The following is a 22,370-nucleotide window of genomic DNA, read 5'->3' as shown; positions in this document are numbered from 1 at the left end:
GGTTAAGTCGGTTTTATATAGGGGCCCTGCTTCCCAGTGCTGGCACGATTTTTGCTGACCGACCCAGTGGTCGGTTTCGGGTCGGTTAGGGTCGGTCCTACGTTTTGCCCGTGATTGGCGCCAGATCCGGGGTGCTGCCGCACACAGACAGGTATGACCAACCAGAACCGAGCGCAGGCCGGCGTCCCGGCCAGCGGAGAATTCGCAGCCACCGAACACAACGACAGCGTCCCCGCCCTCCTCGTTCCCGGAGCGCCGTTCCGACTGTCGACGACCGCGCCGTCCGGTACAAGCGATTCGCCGCGAACCGGGCGGGGCTTGCCGTCGCGGATGTTGTAGTCGATGTCCTGGTCACTATCAAGGACATGAGCAGATCCGGAGAACCATGCTTGCTGCGACGCGCACCTTGCCTCCTCGACCAGAATCGCCGAGGCTTTCATGCCGGGCCGCCCCGCGGAACCCCAGCCAGCACGGGCGACTGGGAAATGGCCGATCAAGCGCTTATTTCAAACGCCTATAACCTAAAGCGGCATTTTCCGGATAAGGTTATTTGACATATAATCCCCGTTAGGTCTAGTAGAAAGGTTTCCGACAATGGAACAGCAAACTATCTTGTCGCAGGCCATGCTACTGCTGCAACAGGCGGAGGTTCGCATTTCCGGAGGCAACCTCGAAGCGCTCTCTTTGACGCTGCCGGACCGCAGCACCCGGGAAGTGAAAGTGCAGGTCGCCGACGCTCCTCCGACGCCCAGCAAGCTCGATGCCATCCTCAAACGCAAAGTCCGAACCCTCATCGTGACATCTCACCCGACCCCTGCTCTCTCCCAGGCCGCCTCCCAGGACAAAGTCGACCTCATCACCGTGGACCCGGCGTCGGTCACGATCGGAGGCGTGCAGCGCCTGCAATCGAGCAAGGAAACTGACTATCCCATTGAGAAGACCCGCGGGCGCGCCCCGTGGGGTCGTTGGGCCATCCTGCGCGCGCTCGCCCTCGCCGACGGCCCCTGGACACAGCAGGAGCTTGCGGGCGCCGTCGGCATCAGCCAGCCGGCCGTGAACAAGCACCTGAAGCTCCTCACCCCATTTGTCGAGCATGATCAGTCGGGCTGGAAGGCCCACGACGTTTCCGCGATCGTGTCCTGGCTGACCCAGAACTACCCAGGTCCGCGCGGAGTGTCTTCATACTGGTACAGCCTGAAGTCCCCTACGGAACAGGCGGAGAAGGCAGCGGCATTCGCCAAGGAGATAGGCGCCTCGCCGCTGATCTCCGGTGACGCCGCAGCGGACATCTATGCACCCTGGCGGCTTCCAGACAGCGTCCTCGTGTACCTGCGCGAAACTGTTGACTTCACCGACGCAGGCTTCAGCCCGGCCAGCAAAGAAGAGGCCACTCTGATCACCACGGTCCCTGAGGACCCGACCCTGTGGGCAACCGCACTGCTGGTCCACGTGTCCGCCAGCATCCCCCTTGCTGACCCGCTCGTGACCCTCCAAGATGTCTTGGCAGACGACGCCGTCGACAGCGACGAGGCCGCTGAGCACCTACGTGAAGCCATCCTCGCCGGGACCGCCAGATGACAGCCATTAACGTCATCTCAATGTCCAACGCCGCAGACCTGGGGTACCGCGCACTGGCCGATGTCGCCGCGGCGTCTGAAGGTATCCCGCTCGCTGACTACCGGATCGTCGGCGGCCACATGGTCCAGATGCTCATGCACGTTTACCCCACCCCCGCGGCAACGGAACGAAGCACGGCCGATGCGGATGCTGGAATCAGAGAGGCCGTGGCAGCTGGGCAAAACCTGCACCACCAGCTCCTGGCACGCGGGTATGAGGCCGTGAAGGGCAACCATTACATCCGCACCGACGAAAAAGGCGCCAAGATCGAGGTAGATTTGCTGATTCCGCACACCGGCGTCGGCAGACCGATGACACGCCCAACCGAAGTCAACGGCCGCGGATTCGATGCAATTCCAGGCCTCGGGTTCGCCTTGAATGCCACGCCGTTGCTGATCGACGTGAAAGTACAGCTCCTTGGAGGTAAGGAAGACCTTGCCTTCACGATCCCAGTGCCAGACGTCGAGGCAGCCCTGATCCTCAAGGCTCTTGCGTGGAAATCTCGCACCTCAGATAAGGACCTCGCTGACATCTCTTCCCTGATGGAAATCGTCCAGATGCACAGGGATTCCCTGGCGAGCTGGGGATTCGGGGACGCACGTCTGGCTGCCATGGGGCAGCGGCAGGACGCGGCCAGGGTGCTACACCAGCTAATTCAATTGGCCGACCGCGGCCGCATAAAGCCTTTGAGAGGCCTCGCGTCCCCGGCCAGGTTCGCGGCCCTGCTGCGCGAGCATGTCCCGGCGCCGACCCGGTAACTTGCCCTGAGCCAGATTCCGTGAAGACGAGGTTGTGGCCGGTCTTCGCATGGTCCCCGGTGAATAAGCCAGATGCCGAGGAGGCTACTGTGATCACGTTCCGGTTCCGCCGCGCCGCACTGACCGTTCCACTTGCTGCTGTCGCCATGACGCTCCTGCCTGTTCCCGCGCAAGCCGACACTTGCATGCTCGATAACAAAGGCAACCAGGTCTGCGGTGCCAGTGGATTCCGGCCGCAGGCCAGCCCGGCTCCTACACAAGCGTTGGCATCAACAACGGCACCCCCGGCGCGAGTGGCCCGGACGGACGCCCGACGACGGCCGCAACTCCGCCGGCCTGGTCGGCACCCGGTTACCAGCCGCCTCCGGCCCCTGCTCCGGCACCGAACGACCCGGCTGTGGCTCACCGGCACCCTGCCGCCTGGAGTGACCGCACCTGGAACCTCCGGGGTCACCGCAAGCGCCCCTCCGACTCAGACGGGCACGAAAGAGCTACCTCCGGCTATTCCTTCCGGCGCCTCTAACGCATCAGGATCCCGTGCGTCGACCGCCGCCGCCGCGGCCACGCCGTCGTCGACGGCAGCAGCGTCGGCACGGGCTACCCCGCGACCTTCGATGACCGAGATGGCGGTCCACACTCCACCCCCGATGACGACGTCAAGAACTGGCGCGGCCCAGCCCGCATGTCCTTCGCCGTCAAGATCCCACATAGCGACTCCGATCCGTTGTCAAGCTTTCCTGACACGACCTTGTCGTGCAGCCAGATCGGTTGTCAAGGAATCCTGACGACACTGCTTGGGGCGAGGTGAACGAAATCCAGTTCTCGTTCGTCTCGTGGACCGGGCGCAATGCAGGCGACCATCCCTCGCTGACCCCGTCACACAGCAGTTGAAGCGTTAGTCCTGCCTGTGGACAGCACGCGATGGCGCGCCTGCTGGAATGCCGCCGGGACATCAGACGAACGCACGGCACGACGGCGGAAATCACCGTCCTCAGCGTTGACGCCCGAGAACCTACCGGTTCGTGGATCACCATCGACTGGGACCGTTTCGGTCATGTCCAAACCGCATGGCTGGAAGCGCCGCAAGAACCCATCTGGACGGGATCAGTCCTGCTGATAGCCAGGTACTACCTCCGGGCTTCACATTGCCTTGCCTGGGCTCCACGCTTAGAACCCCTTGCGCCGCGCACGCCGCATTTGTCGGCAAGTCGGTGAGGTTCGAGTAGCCAAGAACATCATTCGCTGCTGGATGCATCTTCAAAGATCGTGCACGAGGTCCACTCCTCGATGCGACGACCACTTGCCAAGATCCGCCGAGACGCCCGTGTGGAGGGCATGTCGATCGGCGGGTTGGCAAAGCGGTATCAGGTCGGCAGGGACACCGTCCGGCAGGCCTTGGCGGATCCAGTCCCGCCGGCGCGAAAGAAACCCGTGAGAGCTCCTCATCGCCGAGCGGCCGACCCTGGCTACTAGGGCCAGGATTATCGGCCCACGCGTCGGCGCAGGGCCGTGACGAGTTCGTGTTCGTCCGTGTTGACCAGCTGAAAGTCGCGGACGACCACTCTGCCCGCGACCACCACATGGCGTGGCCGGCGCCCGGGCGATGCCCACAAGATCCCTGCAACGGGATCCGCGACGCCGGCGTCGGCGATGCCTGCGACATCCCACGCGCATAAGTCGCCTGCGGCCCCGGACCGCAAATGGCCGAGTTCGGGGCGGCCAAGGCCTTGTGCCGAGCCTTCCGTGGCGATGCTGAGTGCCTCGCGGGCGGACACGGCCCGGCCCACAAGGGGCGCAATCTGCATGGCCAGCCGTGCATCTGCGAGGAGGTGGCCGGCGTCGTTCGAGCCGCCGCCGCTCGTGCCGAGGCCCACTTTCACGCCGGCGTCGAGCAGTGCGGCGACCGGTGAGATTCCCCAGCCCATGGGGAGGTCGCAGCCAGGGGCATGGGTCGCGGTTGCGCCAGATGTGGCAATCCGGGAGATCTCCCAGGGCGTGACGCCGCACAGGTGAGCCAGGGTTACATCGTCCTCAAGCCAGCCCCAGTCCTCCAGAAGCTCCAGAGGGCGGCGGCCGTAGTGCTCCTGGGCAATTCCGACGTCCACCTGCTCGTTCGATTGGGTCCTGCGACGTAGCCCGTGCCGGCGGGCCACCTCGCCGAGCAGTTTGTATGTTTCAGGGCCGTCGCTGTGGACTCCGGCGGGCCCGACGGCGAGCTGGAGCATGCCATCGCCGCTCACCCCGCTGGTGGTGCCGGGCAGCAAGGCCGAAACGATATCCTCCGCGGAGGCAGCAGCGGCCTGGGGATCGTCGCCTGCGGTTCCCCGTACGAAGGCAAGACGCGCGCCAACTCGGCGGACGGCCTCGGCGCTTGCCCGGGCGATTGACACGGTGTCGGCGCCCCGGGGCCAACTCAGGTGGTGGTCGGCCACGGTGGTCACCCCGCACAGCAAGCCCTCCGCGGCACCCACTGAGGCCGCAAAACTCGCGAGTTCGGGGTCGACACTGGCCGCATCATAGGCGGTTGCCATGGTGGGCAGCCATTCGCTCATCGCTACGCCTCGGGTGCCCGGGAGGGTACGGAAGGCGGATTGGAGGAGGTGGTGATGCGCATTCACCAGGCCGGGGGTGACTACACAGCCGGTGGCGTCAAGGACCTCCCCGTCGTCTTGGGCGGGGTCGGCGCCCACCACGGTACCTTCACTGATATGCAGCGGGCCGGTGCGTTCCTCGTTGCCGTCGATGAAGATCCGTTCGGCGTTGGTGATAGTGAGCATGGGGACTCCCTGGATAGTGGTCGTTTGGGTGAAGGTGGCGGCTGGGGTCAGAGATCGAGCACGAGGCGGCTGCACGCCGCGCGCGAGACGCAGACCATCATCACGCGGTTCTCGGCTTGTTCCGCCGCTGTCAGAACGGAGTCTCGATGATCAGCCGTTCCGGAGACGATGGGGGTCTCACAAGTGCCGCAGGTACCTTCGCGGCAGGAGGAAAGAACAAAAGCCCCGGCTTCTTCCACGGCCTCCAGGATCGTGCGGCCCTCGGTCACTGTGACGGTCACACCTGTCTGCTGGAGTTCCACCTCGAACGGTCCGTTATAGACCGGAGCGCCGTTCTCCTTCGGGGTGAAACGCTCCAGATGCACGCTTACTCCGTGATAGCCGGCGAAGGCGTCCTCGACGCCGTCGAGCAGCCGGGCGGGTCCGCAGCCGTACACGGCAAGCCGGGCACCGGGTCCTGGACGGCTGTCGGCCGCAAGAACGCTTAGTTCCAGCCGCTGACCTTCATCTGCGGCGTGGATCCGGACCCGTTCCGGATGGTAGGCGAGCAGTTCGTCCACGAACGCCATGGTCTGCCGGGAGCGCCCGGCATAGAGCAGGGTCCAGTCGAGGCCCCGTGCAGCTGCCTCGCGGACCATGGGAAGGATGGGCGTGATGCCGATTCCGCCAGCGACAAAGATGATTCGGGCCCCCGCTTCGGGTGCGAACGGGAAGTGGTTGCGGGGGCCCCGAACGCGCAGTTTGGTCCCAACTGTGGCGGAGTCGTGCAACTGGATGGAGCCGCCCCGGCCGGCGGGCTCGCGCAATACTCCGATCCGCCAGGGCGATCCGGTACTCGTGCCGCCGCACAGGGAGTACTGCCGTTCTATCCCGCCAGGTAACAGGACATCGAGATGTGAACCGGGCGTCCACGGGGCAAGGGCTGAGCCGTCTGCTCTTGCCAGCTCGAAGGCCACGACCCCCGCCGCAAGCTCTCGGCGCGCCGCGACGCTGACCTCGAACACCTCGACGTTTTCGGCGCTCATGATTTCCCGTCCAGATCGGCGTCCGCGCGCTCGAAGTGGACGTCGCCGGTCCCGCCGGTCAACGACCGGTCTTCCTTGACGACGATGGCACGGTAGACGCTGCCATCCGGTGAGCTCCAGCGGTGCCGGGTGCCGCCCGGGTAGTGGATCGAGTCCCCCGCATGCAGCAGCTCGCACCCGCGGTTGTCCAGGTCCACCAGCACGCTGCCGGAAATGATGAACAGGAACTCGTCCTCGTCATGCACAAAGAACCTGCCCGGTTCGACACTGGAGTCGCGCCATTCCAAGGTCATGACTCCCCGGTTCCCTCGGGCCAGGGTACGGGCCTCGCCCTTGCGCGTCGGCCCGCGGACGCCTTCGTCGGCCCGGACCACGTGGACGTTGCCGTGGTCGTCCGAGGACGCGCCGCGGGACTCCGCCGCGAGCATCAGCTCGATCTGGCTGATGCCCAATGCGTGGGAGATCCGATCCAGCGACGACATGCTCGGACGGGCAAGACCCCTTTCCAGTTGACTCAGGAAGGAATGCGAAAGATCTGTTGCTCCGGCGAGCTGGACCAGCGTGAGTCCCTTGTCCTTGCGCAGCACACGGACGCGCCGTCCCATCAGTGCGATCTGCCTGTCAATGGCGGGGGCCCGGCCGGTGCCTTCGCCGCCGGATCGCGCCACGTCTACCGGGTTTTTCACCGTGACTCCTTTCGGTCCTTCAGGACTATGGAACTGTAATTTCACCAGCCGTGGTGCAGGACCCCGGCTGATTCACCGTCGGGAAACCGACTTGTTACGTGGGCGAAACACAACCACCGTATGTTGAAGCTATCAACATGTTGAGTGTATCAACATTTTGCCACACATCGAGAGCAATGAAATCGGAGGACCGGATGCACCAGCTGCCTTTCCATATCTCGCTCCTTCGTTCAGCTACGCTTCCCGACGGAACCGTCCGGGACGTAGAGATCAACGGAAACCGGGTTGGCCGCGTCGTGGCCGCTGGGCAAGGCCGGCGGTCCGGCTCCGGAGCGGAGATAGACCTCAGCGGCTTCATGCTCCTCCCGGCCCCCGCCGAACCGCACGCTCACTTTGACAAGGCATTGTCCGCGGAGGCCATCCGGCCTCCCCTGGGAGATCTGCGAGACGCGATCGAGGCGTGGCGCCGCCACGCCTCCACAATGACCGTCGACGACATCCGCGGCCGGGCCCTTGAAGCGGCGCTCACGCTGCTCGCCAACGGCACCACGTCGGTGCGGTGCCACGTCGACGTCCTGCTCGGAGACAAACCCCTCCGCGGCGTCGAAGCCCTTGTTGCTGTCCGCCAGGAGCTCGAAGGGCTCATGGACCTCGAACTTGTGGCCCTTGCAGGTTCCGAGGTCCCGGACGCCGACATCGAAGCAGCCCTCGATCTTGGAGTCGACCTCGTGGGCGGATCACCACATCTCAGCGCAGACCCCTTTGCAGATCTGCGCCGACTGATCACACTCGCCGAACGCCGCGGCGTCGGCGTCGACCTTCACACGGACGAGAGCCTGGATGGCGAGCTCACGATCGTCGAGTTCGCCCGACTTGTCCGCGAATGGCCAGCGGGGCGGATGAGGACGGCCGGGCATTGCGTCAGACTGGGAACCCTCGAACCGGAGGGCCTCCACGGTGTGATTGACGAGATTCTCGCGAGCGACCTCGGCATAGTCACCCTCCCGATCACCAACCTCTACCTTCAAGGCTGGGACCACCCGGCATCGACGCCGCGCGGCCTCACTGCAGTCCGAACGCTCCTTGACCGGGGGGCCCGGCTGGGTGCCGGGGCCGACAACGTCCGCGACCCCTTCAACCCTGTGGGGCGAAGCGACGCCTTCGAAACGGCAGGGCTGCTCGTTGTCGCCGCGCATCTGACGCCTGCCGAGGCCTATCAGGCAGTTTCCGTCGGCGCCCGCTCCGTCATGGGGATGCTCGCGGCCGGCCCGGTGGAGGGCGCGGACGCCGAGCTAGTGGCCATCCGCGGCACCAGTATCGGCGATGTGGTCGCAAATGCCTCACCTGACCGATATGTCATCCACGCGGGGCGCCTCGTGGCACACAGCGAAATATCGCGCCGCATCGCCACCCCCGCAAGTCTGCGTCAACTTTCAGCCCCCATGGAACCGAGGTACTCCGCATGACCGAAACACAGGCAGCTGCGCTGTCGGAAACCCGGAACGAGGGGACGAGGCTCCTCGATTTCCAGGATGTCGAAATGACCTTCCCCAACGGGACCGTCGCCCTCTCGGGCGTGGACCTCACGGTCCGCCAGGGTGAGTTCGTAACCGTTGTCGGACCTTCCGGCTGCGGCAAGAGCACGCTGCTGCGCATCGCCTCCGGGCTGGAAAGCTCCTCCCACGGAACCGTCAACATTGCCACGTCCCGGATCGGTTACGTCTTCCAGGATGCCACCCTGCTACCGTGGCGCGACGTCCAATCCAACGTCGAACTGCTGGCCGAGTTAAGGAAGGAGCCCCGGGCTATCCGCTCGCAGAAGGCCCGGGAGGCCATCGAACTGGTCGGGCTCAAAGGCTTCGAAGAGCACCTTCCGCGGCAGCTCTCCGGCGGCATGAAGATGCGGGCCTCCCTGGCCCGTTCACTCACCCTGGACCCGGAACTGTTCCTCTTCGACGAACCGTTCGGAGCCCTTGATGAGATTACGCGCGAGCGACTCAACGATGAACTTCTTCGGCTCTTCGCCGAGCGCCGCTTTGCGGGCTTGTTCATCACTCACTCCGTCTCCGAGGCCGTGTACCTTTCCACAAAGGTGGTGGTCATGTCGGGACGGCCCGGAGCGATTGTGCGCACGTTTGAGGTGCCGTTCCCTGTGCCTCGTGACCCTGACATCCGTTTCACCCCCGAGTTCGCCGCCCTGGTCGGCGACGTCTCCCACGCACTCCGAGAGGGGCACCACTGATGTCAGCCACGATCAACCCCGAGAAGTCCCCCAAAGCCACGGCCTCCGGGCCTTCCCCCATCAAGCGAACGACGCCCGATGTTCGGGTTCGCAGGCCCAAGACGGCCACATGGGTTCCGCCCGTGCTCGTCTCCCTCATGCTCCTGGGGCTCTGGTACGCAGTCAGCTACCTGGTGCTGGACGAGAAGCGACGGTTCCTCATGCCGCCTCCGGACCAGGTGGTCAGAAAAGGCTTACTGGCCCCGGAAGTCCTTGGCGAGATCCTGGCAAGCCTGGGGCAGACCGCTGCCGTCGCCCTCGCCGGTCTCGCTGCGGCGATCGTCATCGGTATGGCATGGGGCATCGCAATGTCACAGGCCAAATGGATCGAACGCTCGCTGTTTCCCTACGCCGTGATCCTGCAGTGCATCCCCATCCTCGCCTTGGTGCCCCTGATCGGGTTCTGGTTCGGCTTCGATTTCTTCTCCCGGACCGTGGTGTGTGTCATGATCGCGCTCTTCCCCGTCGTCTCGAACACCCTGTTCGGGCTCCAATCGGCTGACCGCTCCCAGCTTGAACTCTTCCGGCTGCAGAAAGCCAGCCGCTGGACGGTCCTGACCAAGCTCCAACTGCCAGCTGCCCTGCCGGCGGTCTTCGCCGGCATGCGCATTTCCGCAGGCCTCGCCGTCGTCGGCGCCATCGTCGGAGACTTCTTCTTCCGCCGCGGCACCCCCGGCATCGGCTCCCTCATCAGCAACTACCAATCACGCGTCGAATCCGCCGAACTGTTCGCCGCGATCATCGCCGCCTCACTGTTCGGCGTCGTGATTTTCTGGCTCTTCGGCTTGATCACCAAGTTCGTGGTCGGCGCCTGGTACGACGTCGACGCCCGCTAAAGACCGCGCCCGCCCACCCCACAAATGTTTCACCGTGCACGTCCCATCCTTATCCATTCAGGAACTTTTCCCACTTGAGGAGACACATGCAACGCCCAACATCCCGCACCTCAACCCGCGCCATTTTCCTGTCCGGCGTCGCGGCGCTCACAGCGCTCACGCTCAGCGCCTGCGGCACCTCGAACGCCACCGCACCTGCTGCAAGCGCGGCAGACCAGACCATCGGCTCGGTTGACCTGAAGGCCGCCGGCTGCCCGGCCAACGTCGTGATCCAGACCGACTGGAACCCGGAGAGCGAACACGGCCACCTCTACCAGCTGCTTGGTCCCAACCCCACGATCGACGCTGGCAACAAGTCCGTCTCCGGCCCCCTCTACGCCGGCGGCAAGTCCACCGGCGTCAATGTGGAGATCCGTTCCGGCGGTCCCGCCATCGGCTTCCAAAGCGTGGCGTCCCAGATGTACCAGGACCCGGCCATCACCCTCGGCTACATCAACACCGACGCAGCAGTCCAGCTCTCCGCGACGATGCCCACAAAGGCGGTGTTCGCTCCAATGGATATCAACCCCCAAATGATCATGTGGGACCCCAATACATACAAGGCCAAGACAATTGCTGAACTCGGCCCCGAACTTGCTGCAAACGACGGCGTCGTGCGCTATTTCGGCAGCGCCAGCTGGATGAAATACATGACGGCGAAGGGCATCCTCTCCGAGAAGGTACTTGACGGAAGCTATGACGGAACACCGGCCAACTTCGTCGCCGGCGGCGGCAAAGACGCCCAGCAGGGCTTCGCCAGCGCCGAACCATACATCTACCAAAACGAAGTGTCGGCGTGGAAGAAGCCTGTAGCCTACCAGCTCATCCACGACACGGGATGGAAGATCTACCAAGCCGCCGTCTCCGTCCGGTCCGCCGACGAATCCAAGCTGGGCGGATGCCTCACCAAGCTTGTGCCCGTGCTCCAGCAGGCAGAGGTGGACTTCTTCAAGGATCCCAAGCCCGTTGAGAGCCTCATCCTTGACCTGGTTACGAAATTCAACACGGGCTGGGTTTATTCCCCGGGCGTCGCCGACTTCTCCGTGAAGACCATGATCGAACAGAAGATCGTGGGCAACGGCAACAACACCACGCTAGGCGATTTCGACGCCGATCGGGTGAAGACGATCCTCGACCAATCCGTCCCGCTCTTCACCAAGCCGGGAAGCACCCCCAAACCTGGCCTCACGGCCGAAGACATCTACACCAACAAGTACATCGACACCTCAATCGGCCTGAAATAGCCCCGAAAACAGCAACGCGGGACCAGCAGCCGGCCGTGCCTTCGACAGCGCGGCCGGCGCCTGCTGCGGTCTTTCCATAACGAAAGTGGCAATCATGAACTACACCTACCCTCAAACAACGATCGACGCGCTGGCCGGGGAGCTGCGCGGCATTCTGGGCGAACGCGGGGTCACCACCGACCTTGCGATGCGCGAGAAGGCCTCGATCGACGGAGCCAAGCTCTCACCCGTCATCATGGAACAGCTTCCGCTGGGCCTCGCCGACCTTGTCGCCTTCCCGGCTACGGCCGATGAGATCGTCCAGGCAGTGGGGGCGGCGGTGCGCCACGGCGTCTCCATCACCCCGCGGGGCAAGGGCACGGGAAACTACGGCCAGGCAATTCCGATGCCCGGCGGGCTCGTCCTCGACGTATCGCGGGCGAAGGGCATTCTCGACGTCGGGGACGGCTACATCACGGCGGAAGCCGGGGCCACCATGATCCAGCTGGAAACAGCAGCCCGCGCCGCCGGCCAGGAATTGCTCATGTACCCGTCCACGGCCCAAAGCACCATCGGCGGCTTCCTCTCCGGCGGGTCCGGAGGCACCGGCTCCATCGAGCATGGTGTCATCGCCGGTGGGGACTTCGTGATCGCGCTGGACGTCGTCCACGGCGTCGCCGATCCCGAGCTAATCCACGTCGAGGGCCCCGACGCCCAAAGTTACCTTCACAACTACGGCACCGCCGGCATCATCGTCCGCGCCACCGTCAAACTCGAACCGCTGCGCGAATGGCGCGCCTTCTACGCGAGCTTCCCGGCCTTCGAGGGGGCGCTCTCCATCATCCGCGAACTCGGGCAACTTTCGCCGACGCCGCGCCTCGTCTCGGCTGACCTGCCGATGCTCGCCGCCGCGCTGCCCGTCGACCCGGCCATCCCGGCTGGCCGGGCCAGCCTGCGCGCCATCCTGGACGTGGCCGCCCTGCCCGCTGCCACCGCCCTCGTCGAACGGGCGGGCGGGCACGTGGAAGTCGTCCGGGGAGGCCCTCAGGCGGTCATCAAACTCAGCATGATCTCCTACAATCATCCGATCGAGTGGCTGCAGAAGGCGCACCCTGACACCTATTTCCACGTCGAAGTGGCAGGCGATGCCCTGATTGAACGCATCGACGAGGTCCACGCCGTGTACCCCGGCGGAATGCTCCACATCGAGGCACAACGCGACTACCCGATCGGCCAACTCGCCGGGCGCTACGAAAGCAAGGCCGAAGTGGAGGCCGGCCTGGAGCGGCTCAAGAACCTTGGAGTGCGCGTCCACAACCCGCATCAATGGTTCGTCGATTTCGAGGTCCAGAGAACCAAGGACCTCGCCGCGGTGACCGACCCCTTCCGGCTCCTCAACCCCGGGAAGCTCATCAACGACGAAGAACAGCCGCACGGCCTCATGACGGTGGAGGCCCAGCTATGAGCCGCAAACTCGCAGAACTTTCCGGCCCCGCCGCCGCTTCGATCCTCTCACCATCGTCAGTGATCGTGGTGCCCACGGGCGCGATCGAACACCACGGCCCGCACCTGCCCCTGATAACCGATTACCTCCTGGCCGACTCGGTGGGCAACGCTGCCGTAGAGCACGCGGCTGCCGCCGGCGTCGACGCCTGGATATTGCCGACCCTGGCCTACACCAAATCGGACGAACACGCCTGGGCCCCCGGAACCGTGTGGCTCAGCTGGGACGCGATGATGAAGACCATGATCGACATCGGCCGGTCCGTGGCCTCCACCCCGGCCAGGACGCTGGTGTTCCTGAACGGGCACGGTGGCAATGTGGCGCTCCTGCAGGTGGCCTTGCGGGAGATCCGCCGCCGCTTCGGCCTCAACACCTTTCTAATGGGAGTCCGGGCATCGGCCGACGGCGTGGAGCCGCCAGAGGAAGAGTGCGGGCTCGGCATCCACGGCGGCCACTCCGAAACCTCGCTCATCATGCACATCCGCCCCGACCTGGTGGACACGTCACTCGCGGAGCGGAATGTACCCGCCCACATAGCCGAAGCGGATTACATTGGATTCCATTCCAAACCCGTCAGCTTTGGCTGGCTCTCGAACGACTTCGGTCCCATTGGGGTGGTGGGGGATCCGAGGTGGGCCAACGCAGCCGACGGCGCTGCCCTCTTCGAGGCAGCGGTCGCCCAAGCCGCCGCGGCGCTGGATGAAATCTCTCGTTTCCGGCTGGCCGGGGATGACGCATGATCACTTCTTCCGTGACCTTCCGGCCGTCGGCCAGCGGACCAACTGCGCCGTGAAGTGAGCATCGCTCGTCGATGAAGCAGCTACCACATCAACCCCTGCTGCCTTTAATGCCACGATCTGCGCATGCGGCAGTGCTCTGGCTTCACTACCGAACCCGACGCGGTGCTTGCAGAACGCACTCGATGACCTGAAGGAGGACCCCATGGCCGATGCGCCAATCCTCAAGCACCTAAACGACCTGATCGCACACGCGATTTCTCCAGGCGACACCGTCAAGCTCGTACCGCTAACCGGGCCGTCCGACGGCTCTCCGACAAGCGCCTTCTTTGAAATCTGGGAACCACGGGGCGTGCAGCCGGCCAATTCCCATTCGGATTCCGTTGAAATCTTCATCATCCTCAACGGTGAAGGCGAAGCCGTAAGCGACGAGCACACGGTCTCCATCAAGTCGGGAGACGTACTAATACTTCCAAGCGGATCCGTACATCACATCCGCAACACTTCAGAGACTGAGCGACTGTATGCGGTGACAATAATGGCAAACGACATGGGGTCCATGAAGAAAGGCTTCGAAGACCTTGTCACATCGGGGCGAACGGTTGACTTTGAGGAACCGGACAAGGCCGCGATCTTCGTCGGACTCGCCCCAATCGGCAAAGTGGTCGCCGACCCGCTTCATGGACAACGACATGTCTGAGCCCGGGTCGGGCTAAGCAAGCCGAAGATCTCACCGCGATAAATCTAAAACCTGACCCGAATTGATCGTGGGCAGCATGTCCCGCCGTTGGTCGCGCGCGTGGATGCTGCCAGCCAAACCGCCACTGAACGGGCTCCCGGATTTCGTCCGACTCAAGGAGCGAATCTGCGACCTTCGCCACCCGCTACGCCGCCATCATCCTCTATCAGAACCCCACCCGCTACCTGTTGAGGGCGAGTCCCTGACCCCAGCGGCCTCTTCCACTTGGCGGAGGTAGATTAATCGCCGTCCCGAAAGGCTGAACATATTGTCTGTTCTTCAGACTTCGAAAAACTCCTCCAATAACGCCGATCGTGAGGCTCTCAAAATTTGGCTGATGATCGTCCTGACATTTGCGACGGGCGTCGGAGACGCTGTCGGCTACCTTGGCTTCGACAAGGTCTTCGTCGGCAATATGACCGGAAACATCGTCATCATCGGCATGGCTTTGGCCGGGAGCTCGGGCCTACCTCTATTCGGCCCGCTGATCGCTTTGGCAGGCTTCAGCGCAGGGGCTGCGGGTGCCGGGTGGGTTCTGCGCGGTCCCGAACTCCGATGGACTTGGCGGGTGTCAGCCATTCTGGGGGCTTCCAGCCTCATACTCATGACAGTAAGTGCGGCCGCCTGGCTGTTCGACGGGCAACTCAGTCCCATGCAGAAGAACGTATTCGCGACGGCCATGGCCTTCGAGATGGGACTCCAGGCCTGCGTTGCGCGGAGGCTCGCCGTGCGTGACATGACGACGGTCGTGGTCACTTCGACCCTGGTCTCTTTCGCGGGGGAGTCATTGGTCGGCCGGCCGAAGGGTCGAGTGTGGAATCGAAGGCTCGCCGCAGTAACTGCCATCCTCGCCGGAGCCTTGACGGGAGCGGCACTACAGCATGTGCATCTAGTCCTGGCCATGGCCGCGGCAAGCTGCCTCACGATAGGGATGACTGTCACTGGACACCTCAGGTGGAATGGGCGATCTAGCGGTGCCCAAACGGACTGACACTCCTGGAGCGGGAAATGAACATGAGCGCCTGAGGGAGCGCCCGCGGAACTGGCACGGTCGGAGAGCGCCTTGAGATAGTCATGTCGAAGCCGCCCTTACCGCCATTGACCGTGATGACTCGTTGAGGGAAGAAGAGTCCGGATCCCACACACCTTAACTCTGTCGACGGATCGTACGCCGGCAACAGATATGCCATGAGAGGTGCCCGATGACAGGAACGTCCGACAAGAACCTATGATCCGGGCCGCAAAGTCATGTCGACCGGAACAGAGACCTGCATGAACTGGCGAAGGCAGAGCCCGGAGGGGGATTTAGATGCAGGTCAAAAAGCCGCAGTGCACAAAGGTGTGCACAATGTGAACACCCCCTTTGGCCGGACAAACACGCACTGGCGCCCTCTACCTCGCTCGCCGAAGACTGTTATTCGAGGAAGATCCTCGTAGATTATTTCGATTTGGTCATGTCGTCACCACAACTCCTGACCATGAACGAGTAAAGGCCAACAACTGGCCACCGCTACAGCCAGAAAGGACGACCCATACCCCTAGATTCCAGCAGACGGAAGACCCCCAAGCCAGGACCCTGATACCGCCACCCACACAACCGAACAGGCGACCGCGGCGCCTGGCACAGACCGCGAACAGCGTCAGAGGAACCCGCGAAGGGTCAATGTCCACACATTAAAGCAAAAACCCCTCTGACGAGGGGTCATGCTGTGCCCAAGGTGGGACTCGAACCGCATTCCAGGCCTTGCAAACAAAGGGAAGTCCAGAAAACATAGGCAATCCGAGCCAAACCGGCCGATGTACGACCCAGTCCGACGGAAAAAGTGTTGACACTGTCAACACCTCGTGAATGCCAACTTATGGCCTAGGGAGATCTGAACTTCTGCCGGCCGCGGGGCTTATTTGCTGGCCGGGCCGGCGGTCATGTATTCGCGCAGTCCAGGGATAGCGAAGTCCACGAGCCCGTAACCTGCCGCTTCGATCAGACCCGCATCCATCAACCGCGTCCGGTAGTTACCAACAGCATTCGGCCGCATCCCGGTACGCCTGCCAATATCAGCGGTCGACGACGGCCCGGGATCTTCGGCCATGGCCTGCAGGAAATCACGGTCCCGCCCGGACGTCGTGGACAGCGCGGCTTCAATGACCACCCGCTCGTTCCGACGCCGGCCCGCCGTCACCGCCCGGCCGACGGCGGCGGCATCCAGACCGCCCGGGGCCTTTTCGGCTTCCTGCCAAAGGTAATAGCCGATCAACTGGATCAGAAACGGATAACCGCCCGTGCCCTCCGCCGCGACCCTGGCCAGCTCACCGTCCAGGGCGACGCCCGCCGCGGCGAAGGTTTCCCCGAACGAGCGCTCCACCTCCGCGATCGAGGCCGCATGCAGATCGATCCGGTCAGCGCGCCGCAGGAACGTGGCCACTCCCTCGTTCAGCAAATCGGAAACAGCGGCAGGCAAACCCGCGAAAATCAGTCCGATCGGGAGGCCCTCGCGAATGAAATGCTGGACATCCGCGGCAAGCTGGGACAACTCGGCCCGGTCCGCCGCATGAATCTCATCAACCGTGATGACCAACCCCGTCCCCCGCTCCGCCAGCAAACGCAAAAGCACCGCTCCGCGCGCCCGCCAATCGACCTGCTCCTCCGGGGCCAACTGGGTCGTGACCGAGAACCCCGCCACCGACACCCCCGTCACCCGCCGGCCCGTCGGCCCGTCCCCGAGTTCGTTCGTCAGCCTGCGCATCGCCTCCCCGATACGGCCCAGGAATCCGCCGGTCGCGGTCTCGGACACCACCGCCCAGCCACCGGCCACGGCCAGGTCCTCGGCGGCACCGAGCATGACGGTCTTGCCGATCCCCCTCGCCCCGGTGAAGATAGTCAGAAGCCCCGGCGCCCCCGACCCGATCCGCAGACCATAGGCGAACTCGTCGAGCACTCCGCCGCGCCCGATAAGATCCGGCGGCGTCGCCCCAGCCGTCGGCCGAAAAGGGTTCTCCACACCTGCTCCTGTGAATGTCGATGAATCTTATGAATCCTGTGAATATCACCCTACCAACCAGCAAACCGTTTGCGGCAATAATGAACGTAAACTGGTCGGACGGGACTGCCTCGGCTTTTGTTGACTCGGGGTCTTAAACCGCTGAGAGCGCGGTCCGGTTGATTGTTTCATATTCGATTGGCGTGAGTTTTCCGAGGCGTCTTTGCCGTCGCCGGCGGTGGTAGGTCCTTTCGATCCAGGTGGTGATCGCAGACCGGAGCTCCTGGTGTGTGAGCCAGCTTTGGCGGTCCAGGACGTTTTTCTGCAGCAGCGAGAAGAAGGATTCCATCGCGGCGTCGTCCGCGCACGCGCCCACCCGGCCCATCGACCCTGCGAGCCCGTGGTGCCGGAGCGATTCGACGAAGCGGCGGGACCGGAACAGGGATCCACGATCCGAATGCACCACCGTTCCGGCCGGGCGGCGTGCGCGCACGGCGTTCTCCAGTGCGGCGACGGCCAACGAGGATTTCATCCGCGAGTCCATCGAGTACCCGACGATCCTCCCGGAATAGACGTCCTTGACTGCGCAGAGGTAGGGCTTCCCCTCGGCAGTGGGGTGCTCAGTGATGTCGGTCAGCCACAGTTCGTTCGGCGCCGCGGCGGTAAAGTCCCGCTCCACCAGGTCATCGCGAACCGGTGGTCCCGGTTTCCGGTACAGGCCACGCTTCATGGAAACACGGACCAGATGCCATGGTCCCGGCACAAGCGCTGGACCCTGTTCTCGCCCGCCGTGAAGCCTTTCTCCGGGGAGTTCGTCGGCGATGAAACGGTATCCGAAGGCCGGATCATCGACGTGGATGTCCCGAGCGGCGTTAACCAGGTGCCCATCCTCCCAGTCCCGGGCCGTCACCGGGCTGGCTTTCCACCGGTAGTAGCCTTGCTTGCTGAACTTCAACACCGTGCAGGTCACCGCCACCTGACTTGGCTCATTTCCTTAGACGATATGAAGTGGAACGGGTTACCTGCCCGTCCGGGGCGGTCCATTTTCGCCGGGCGGTCCTGCAGCGCCGACTTGAGGTGATTCGGCTCGCCCTGATCCGGGGACAGGCGCTTCAGGACCTATTCCCGGCGGTGATGGCCCTTATCCCGGACGGCAGGTTCAGCCGGGAGAATGAGGGGCCGGGGCCTTCTGTTTCACAGGTCCGTGGGTTGCCATTCGCGGCTCCTGTGGCCTGCGAGGGTCCTTGGGGGGGTGCAATGGTAGTGCCACATGTGAGGTTTGGGAGGTCCCGGCTATGTTTGAGCCTACTTTCATTGGTCTGGATGTTCACGCGGTCAACGTTGTTGGTCATGCGCCCCTGCGGGCCACATCAATAACATCCTGGCGGAACTCCGCCCCCAGCTCGCTAGGTCAAGGAGTCAACAAAACCGGGGGCAGCCCCCAACGGCAAGTCATCGGCGCGCTGGTGCTCCCCTTCGTCCAGCCCGTGACAGCCAGTAACCGAGGACGGCGCGGAGTCGACACCAAACGAGTCGACCTCGTTTGGAGGTGACCTCTCTCGATGGGAAGTCCAGGCGTGACGGAGCATCACGGCCGCGCTGCCGCCTCCAGTGGAGGGTCTTCGTCGACCAGATAGTTAAGTGTGTAGTGGTCTATGAGCAGAAACCTGCTGGTGAGGTTCCCACATTGATGAACGTAAACAAGCCTTCGCACCCTGACAGATGGAACATCGCCGCTGAACTACGCGTGGCAGGCGGTGCGATACTGAAGGCTGGTGAGAGGAGCTGTACATGGCAACGGTGCGGGTGAAAAGCGAGCCGTACGAGGACTCGCCTCGGCCATCAGCTCAGCGCACACAACTATTGCCTCTGACGATTGGGGTATCGCCTAATGGCGCGGGACATCGGTGAGCAGATGATCCTCGCCGAGTGGCTGTTCGCCGAAACCCTCGACGATATTCGCCGCAGAAGCCAGGAACCCACGTCGCGCACACGGTACGAGCTGCTGGGCATCGCACCTTTGCTGCGCAAGCTCCTGATTGACGGAACCTCGCTGCTCGACACCGTATTTGCCGTGCGTGCAGAAGTTCCTGTGGAGTTCCGTATTCGGTCATGGAGCGCGTTCGAGGACCGGTTGGCGAATGAAGGACTCAGCCGCTACTTTGGGATTGGCGGCGAACAGATCGTCGGCGAGGCCGATTGGCCAGGCATTCCACTTGATGAGTTCCTCAGGACCGTCATCGGCGTAGCCGAAACCGACGACCTCACGGTAAAGAGCGTGATCCGCTACTACGCTCATGTCGAGGGCGGAGTGCACTTCGGCAAACCGAAAGAGCCTGGCGAGCCCACGCTGAGCAGCATGTCGCCAATGCTTCTGGGGCATTCGACCGGCCAGATCCAGATCCTCGCGCATCTTGGACAGATTGTCGTCGATGCATTGGAGCCGGTGCGTCGCTCGATCATAGACCGGCCGACGATCCACAAGCTGTGGCACCCCAAAAATGAACAAGGACGATACCTCAATCACTGGACCACTGAGTATCTCGAGCGTGCGACCGAGGACCAGCACTGACCCCTTGGAGGCATGAAGTGGGTTGTCTTCCACCGGCTGCGATTTGCTAGGTCTCCCCCATCGTGGAGTCCAAGAGCGGGAGGCGCATGGTGGAGCCTCCCGACTCGTGACTTCCGAACACGTTCCGAATACGATCGAACCATGGCAATCACCGTCGTCCGACCCTCGGCTACTCGGCGGTCCTCGGACCTGAGCAAGCACTCTGCAGAGGTCTTCGCGGAGGCGGAGGATCACCCGGTCACGGTGACCCGGCGCGACGGCGAGGCCCTAGTGCTGATGTCCCAGCGTGAGGCCGATGCCCGGGCCGAGCTCCTGGACCTCGCGGACACGCTCCTTGCTGCTGCGCTTGAGGGTGGCATCCTGGCTGAGCGCATCGCCAGCCGGTTCCCTTGGATGTACGCGCTCAAGGCCGAAGATCGGGATGATTGCGCTCGGGAGGTCATCGACGCTGCGCGGGCTTCCTTCGCTACGCAACAACCTCACCTGGCGATCGCTACGCTCACCAGCTGGCGCGAGACGGCCACAGCAAGTGCCGCAGGACTGGGCTCGCAGCCGGTCGAGTGGATCGATGAGGACGATAAGACCGCGGTCGAGCGTCCCCGACGCCCGTCCAAGTCGTTCAGACGGCCGACGACGGGATCATTACACGTGCTGAAGAAGCACGACTCAAGTGAGGCGAAGTAGAAGCCCATGGGATCATTCACCCCACGCGTGATGCGGTTGCTCGCAGATCAGCTGACCGAGATTCCGTTGCGCCAGATCGATGCCCTGTTCGACGACCGGGGGATCGCGCTTGGTCCACCGCAGCCACGGGAGAACGACGAGAGCGCACGGCGGGAGCGAATGCGCCGTTACCTCGTGACACTGGACCTGAACAGCTCCGCTGATGCGCAGCGACTGACCGCGGTCTTCAGCGACGTTTTGCAGAAGATCACCCAGGATCATTCGAACGGCTGGGGCACCGACGACGGGTTGAGGGACAAGTGGTGCCGGATTCTTCGTGAAGACGGCTTTGACGTCGACGGGACCACAGGCATCGTACGACTCGGCCGTACCGGGGCGCAGCTGACAGAGCACGCGCTCAACGCTCTGCCCGATCCGCAGTCCATCCATGATCATCTCCGCCGGCTCGGTGACAGCGTCGACACGGATCCTCGGCTGGCGGTGAGCACTGCCAAAGCGCTGATCGAATCGACCGCCAAATGCGTGCTCACCGCCCGTGGGAAAACCTACACCCGCGCAGCCAAGGTGCCGGCCCTGGTCAACGCCGCACAGGAATCACTCGGCCTGGCAGCCAAGTCCGTCAGCGACGAAGACAAAGCGCTCCGCCAGGCCCTGCAGTCCCTCGTCACGCTCACCCAGAGCGTGACCGAGCTCAGGAACAACGTCGGCATCGACCACGGAGCCGAGGAGGTGCCCCGCTGGGTGCGCCCTCGACATGCGCGTCTGGTCGTCGGAGCGGCGCAGGTCTGGTGCCAGCTCATGCTGGAGACCCTGGCAGATCCGGACGCACCTTGGCGTCGCTCGGCATCCTGATCACGGGTACCGAGCGTAGTTACGTTCGCGTGTGCCAGGGAGTGGATTGAGGGGCGGAAAGCCGTCTCAATCCGTATCAGTCGATGCGCCCCCTGATGCGGACGGAGGACTGAATGAAGTCTCCAGTCACTTGAAGCAAACTGACGGTAACGAAGTGGTCAGGTGCCTGAGCCCGATGGACGGCGTTGTTGCGTGCCTCACTCAGGCGTTTCAGGTCCTCGAAAGTCACATCGAACTCGAACCCGGAGACTCTCGCGATGTTGATGCAGACGCCCAGCGTTGCGCCCTCCAGGCGGTCACGTTGTCGCTGTGGAAGCTCCTCAATTCGCTCCTCCAGAACCCGGACAAGCGTAAGTTCAAGCGCCGCCGCGGCGTCGATGATCGCACGCCGGTAAAGCCCTCGCGCATATGCCGCATTCGCGTCACGAATAAGGAGACGCTCCAGCGGAGGCTCCTTACCGTCACGGACAGCGGCCAGAATAAATCGCCACTCTGCAGCGGTGACCGGCCGTATGCGACGCGTGGTGAGTTGAACACCCAGATCGCCTTCGTGAGGTGGAACAATGAACGTCAGCCCGGCCCCGAGCGTTTCCGCATCGTAGACCCGATGGCCGGGGTCGAGATCCTGCCCCGTGAAAATCTCTGCCCAAGAGCGTACTCGGTCGAACCAGAATTTGATGATCTCTCCGAGCTGCTGCTCAGGCCTCCTCCATGCTCGGCCTGTATCGGTTGGAGCCTCGACCGATGTGATCACTAATCGGCGTAACGCGGTCGCAGGTTGAAACTCCTCAGGAACGTGCGCCGCGTACTCTGTGGTCCACGCGACCACCTCCCCGTTGAGGCATTCGGGGACCTCAATGCCCTCGAACGCCGGAGGCCCGCCAACGGGAGGACGGACCTCCGGCATTGCAACATCAAACTGGACTCTGCCGTACCCGGAACTAGAGATCCCTCCCAAAGCTGCACAGCTCACCCAAATGGGAACAGGCAGCTCGTAGATCGCCGTCACGGTCTCGGAAGCATGTGGAGTCATTTCTACCGCGTTCATCTCGTTCACGGCTC

At 63.5% G+C, this 22,370-nt stretch carries 21 protein-coding genes; 14 read left to right on the top strand and 7 right to left on the bottom strand.

Features of this window, described 5'->3' with window-relative positions; all coding sequences use genetic code 11:
* The first annotated feature begins 153 nt into the window (after nucleotides 1–153).
* From ACX5I4_RS08960 to ACX5I4_RS08950, 3 genes are all read left to right on the top strand, one after another.
* Nucleotides 154–339, top strand: a complete 186-nt coding sequence (locus tag ACX5I4_RS08960) for a hypothetical protein (RefSeq protein ID WP_284990439.1) — start codon at nucleotides 154–156, stop codon at nucleotides 337–339.
* A 255-nt stretch (nucleotides 340–594) separates the two neighbouring features.
* A complete protein-coding gene (locus tag ACX5I4_RS08955) occupies nucleotides 595–1,578 on the top strand; it encodes a winged helix-turn-helix transcriptional regulator (protein ID WP_461836359.1) in 984 nt (327 codons plus the stop codon).
* Complete coding sequence (locus ACX5I4_RS08950) at nucleotides 1,575–2,375, top strand: hypothetical protein (RefSeq protein ID WP_461836358.1); 801 nt, start codon at nucleotides 1,575–1,577, stop codon at nucleotides 2,373–2,375. Before ACX5I4_RS08955 ends, ACX5I4_RS08950 begins: the two co-directional genes overlap by 4 nt.
* 472 nt (nucleotides 2,376–2,847) lie before the next feature.
* Here ACX5I4_RS08950 and ACX5I4_RS08945 read toward each other — a convergent pair whose 3' ends face one another.
* The 4 genes from ACX5I4_RS08945 to ACX5I4_RS08930 all read right to left on the bottom strand — a co-directional run bounded on the left by ACX5I4_RS08945 (nucleotide 2,848) and on the right by ACX5I4_RS08930 (nucleotide 6,863).
* Nucleotides 2,848–3,084, bottom strand: a complete 237-nt coding sequence (locus ACX5I4_RS08945) for a hypothetical protein (RefSeq protein ID WP_461836357.1) — start codon at nucleotides 3,082–3,084, stop codon at nucleotides 2,848–2,850.
* A gap of 772 nt (nucleotides 3,085–3,856) precedes the next feature.
* A complete protein-coding gene (locus ACX5I4_RS08940; RefSeq protein ID WP_234750512.1) occupies nucleotides 3,857–5,152 on the bottom strand; it encodes an amidohydrolase family protein in 1,296 nt (431 codons plus the stop codon).
* A gap of 47 nt (nucleotides 5,153–5,199) precedes the next feature.
* Nucleotides 5,200–6,177: a PDR/VanB family oxidoreductase gene (locus tag ACX5I4_RS08935; protein WP_461836356.1), complete on the bottom strand. Its 978-nt coding sequence runs from the start codon at nucleotides 6,175–6,177 to the stop codon at nucleotides 5,200–5,202.
* Nucleotides 6,174–6,863: a helix-turn-helix domain-containing protein gene (locus tag ACX5I4_RS08930; protein WP_461836355.1), complete on the bottom strand. Its 690-nt coding sequence runs from the start codon at nucleotides 6,861–6,863 to the stop codon at nucleotides 6,174–6,176. Before ACX5I4_RS08930 ends, ACX5I4_RS08935 begins: the two co-directional genes overlap by 4 nt.
* A 194-nt stretch (nucleotides 6,864–7,057) precedes the next feature.
* On the opposite strand from ACX5I4_RS08930, the gene ACX5I4_RS08925 reads away from it, so the two are divergent.
* The 8 genes from ACX5I4_RS08925 to ACX5I4_RS08890 all read left to right on the top strand — a co-directional run bounded on the left by ACX5I4_RS08925 (nucleotide 7,058) and on the right by ACX5I4_RS08890 (nucleotide 15,213).
* On the top strand, nucleotides 7,058–8,329 hold the full coding sequence (locus ACX5I4_RS08925) for an amidohydrolase family protein (protein WP_461836354.1): 1,272 nt from the start codon (nucleotides 7,058–7,060) through the stop codon (nucleotides 8,327–8,329).
* Complete coding sequence (locus ACX5I4_RS08920; protein ID WP_461836353.1) at nucleotides 8,326–9,105, top strand: ABC transporter ATP-binding protein; 780 nt, start codon at nucleotides 8,326–8,328, stop codon at nucleotides 9,103–9,105. Before ACX5I4_RS08925 ends, ACX5I4_RS08920 begins: the two co-directional genes overlap by 4 nt.
* Nucleotides 9,105–9,980: an ABC transporter permease gene (locus ACX5I4_RS08915; RefSeq protein WP_461836352.1), complete on the top strand. Its 876-nt coding sequence runs from the start codon at nucleotides 9,105–9,107 to the stop codon at nucleotides 9,978–9,980. Before ACX5I4_RS08920 ends, ACX5I4_RS08915 begins: the two co-directional genes overlap by 1 nt.
* Before the next feature lie 86 nt (nucleotides 9,981–10,066).
* The gene (locus ACX5I4_RS08910; RefSeq protein ID WP_461836351.1) at nucleotides 10,067–11,263 is read left to right on the top strand and encodes an ABC transporter substrate-binding protein; all 1,197 of its coding nucleotides are present in this window, start codon (nucleotides 10,067–10,069) and stop codon (nucleotides 11,261–11,263) included.
* A gap of 94 nt (nucleotides 11,264–11,357) precedes the next feature.
* A complete protein-coding gene (locus tag ACX5I4_RS08905; RefSeq protein WP_461836350.1) occupies nucleotides 11,358–12,707 on the top strand; it encodes an FAD-binding oxidoreductase in 1,350 nt (449 codons plus the stop codon).
* The gene (locus tag ACX5I4_RS08900) at nucleotides 12,704–13,486 is read left to right on the top strand and encodes a creatininase family protein (protein ID WP_461836349.1); all 783 of its coding nucleotides are present in this window, start codon (nucleotides 12,704–12,706) and stop codon (nucleotides 13,484–13,486) included. The genes ACX5I4_RS08905 and ACX5I4_RS08900 overlap by 4 nt, the downstream gene beginning before the upstream one ends.
* A gap of 202 nt (nucleotides 13,487–13,688) precedes the next feature.
* Nucleotides 13,689–14,183, top strand: coding sequence for a cupin domain-containing protein (locus ACX5I4_RS08895; RefSeq protein WP_284990454.1), 495 nt, complete (start codon nucleotides 13,689–13,691; stop codon nucleotides 14,181–14,183).
* A 376-nt stretch (nucleotides 14,184–14,559) separates the two neighbouring features.
* Nucleotides 14,560–15,213, top strand: coding sequence for a YoaK family protein (locus tag ACX5I4_RS08890; protein WP_461836348.1), 654 nt, complete (start codon nucleotides 14,560–14,562; stop codon nucleotides 15,211–15,213).
* A 907-nt stretch (nucleotides 15,214–16,120) separates the two neighbouring features.
* On the opposite strand, the gene ACX5I4_RS08885 is transcribed toward ACX5I4_RS08890, so the two are convergent.
* Both ACX5I4_RS08885 and ACX5I4_RS08880 read right to left on the bottom strand, forming a co-directional pair.
* Nucleotides 16,121–17,221: an ATP-binding protein gene (locus tag ACX5I4_RS08885; RefSeq protein WP_461836347.1), complete on the bottom strand. Its 1,101-nt coding sequence runs from the start codon at nucleotides 17,219–17,221 to the stop codon at nucleotides 16,121–16,123.
* Between the two features lie 133 nt (nucleotides 17,222–17,354).
* On the bottom strand, nucleotides 17,355–18,170 hold the full coding sequence (locus ACX5I4_RS08880; RefSeq protein ID WP_461836346.1) for an IS3 family transposase: 816 nt from the start codon (nucleotides 18,168–18,170) through the stop codon (nucleotides 17,355–17,357).
* 921 nt (nucleotides 18,171–19,091) lie between these two features.
* On the opposite strand from ACX5I4_RS08880, the gene ACX5I4_RS08875 reads away from it, so the two are divergent.
* From ACX5I4_RS08875 to ACX5I4_RS08865, 3 genes are all read left to right on the top strand, one after another.
* Nucleotides 19,092–19,772, top strand: a complete 681-nt coding sequence (locus ACX5I4_RS08875; RefSeq protein ID WP_461836345.1) for a hypothetical protein — start codon at nucleotides 19,092–19,094, stop codon at nucleotides 19,770–19,772.
* A 141-nt stretch (nucleotides 19,773–19,913) separates the two neighbouring features.
* Nucleotides 19,914–20,456 carry a type II toxin-antitoxin system Phd/YefM family antitoxin gene (locus ACX5I4_RS08870; RefSeq protein WP_461836344.1) on the top strand — a complete coding sequence of 181 codons (543 nt, stop codon included), beginning with the start codon at nucleotides 19,914–19,916 and terminating at the stop codon, nucleotides 20,454–20,456.
* 6 nt (nucleotides 20,457–20,462) lie between these two features.
* Nucleotides 20,463–21,308 carry an abortive infection family protein gene (locus tag ACX5I4_RS08865; RefSeq protein ID WP_461836343.1) on the top strand — a complete coding sequence of 282 codons (846 nt, stop codon included), beginning with the start codon at nucleotides 20,463–20,465 and terminating at the stop codon, nucleotides 21,306–21,308.
* 76 nt (nucleotides 21,309–21,384) lie between these two features.
* Here the strand turns inward: ACX5I4_RS08865 and ACX5I4_RS08860 are convergent, their stop codons facing one another.
* Nucleotides 21,385–22,365, bottom strand: a complete 981-nt coding sequence (locus ACX5I4_RS08860) for a hypothetical protein (protein WP_461836342.1) — start codon at nucleotides 22,363–22,365, stop codon at nucleotides 21,385–21,387.
* Between the last annotated feature and the right edge of the window lie 5 nt (nucleotides 22,366–22,370).

The sequence above is a fragment of the Arthrobacter sp. MMS24-S77 genome (assembly GCF_054888235.1).
This window is presented reverse-complemented; position numbering and strand designations above follow the sequence as displayed.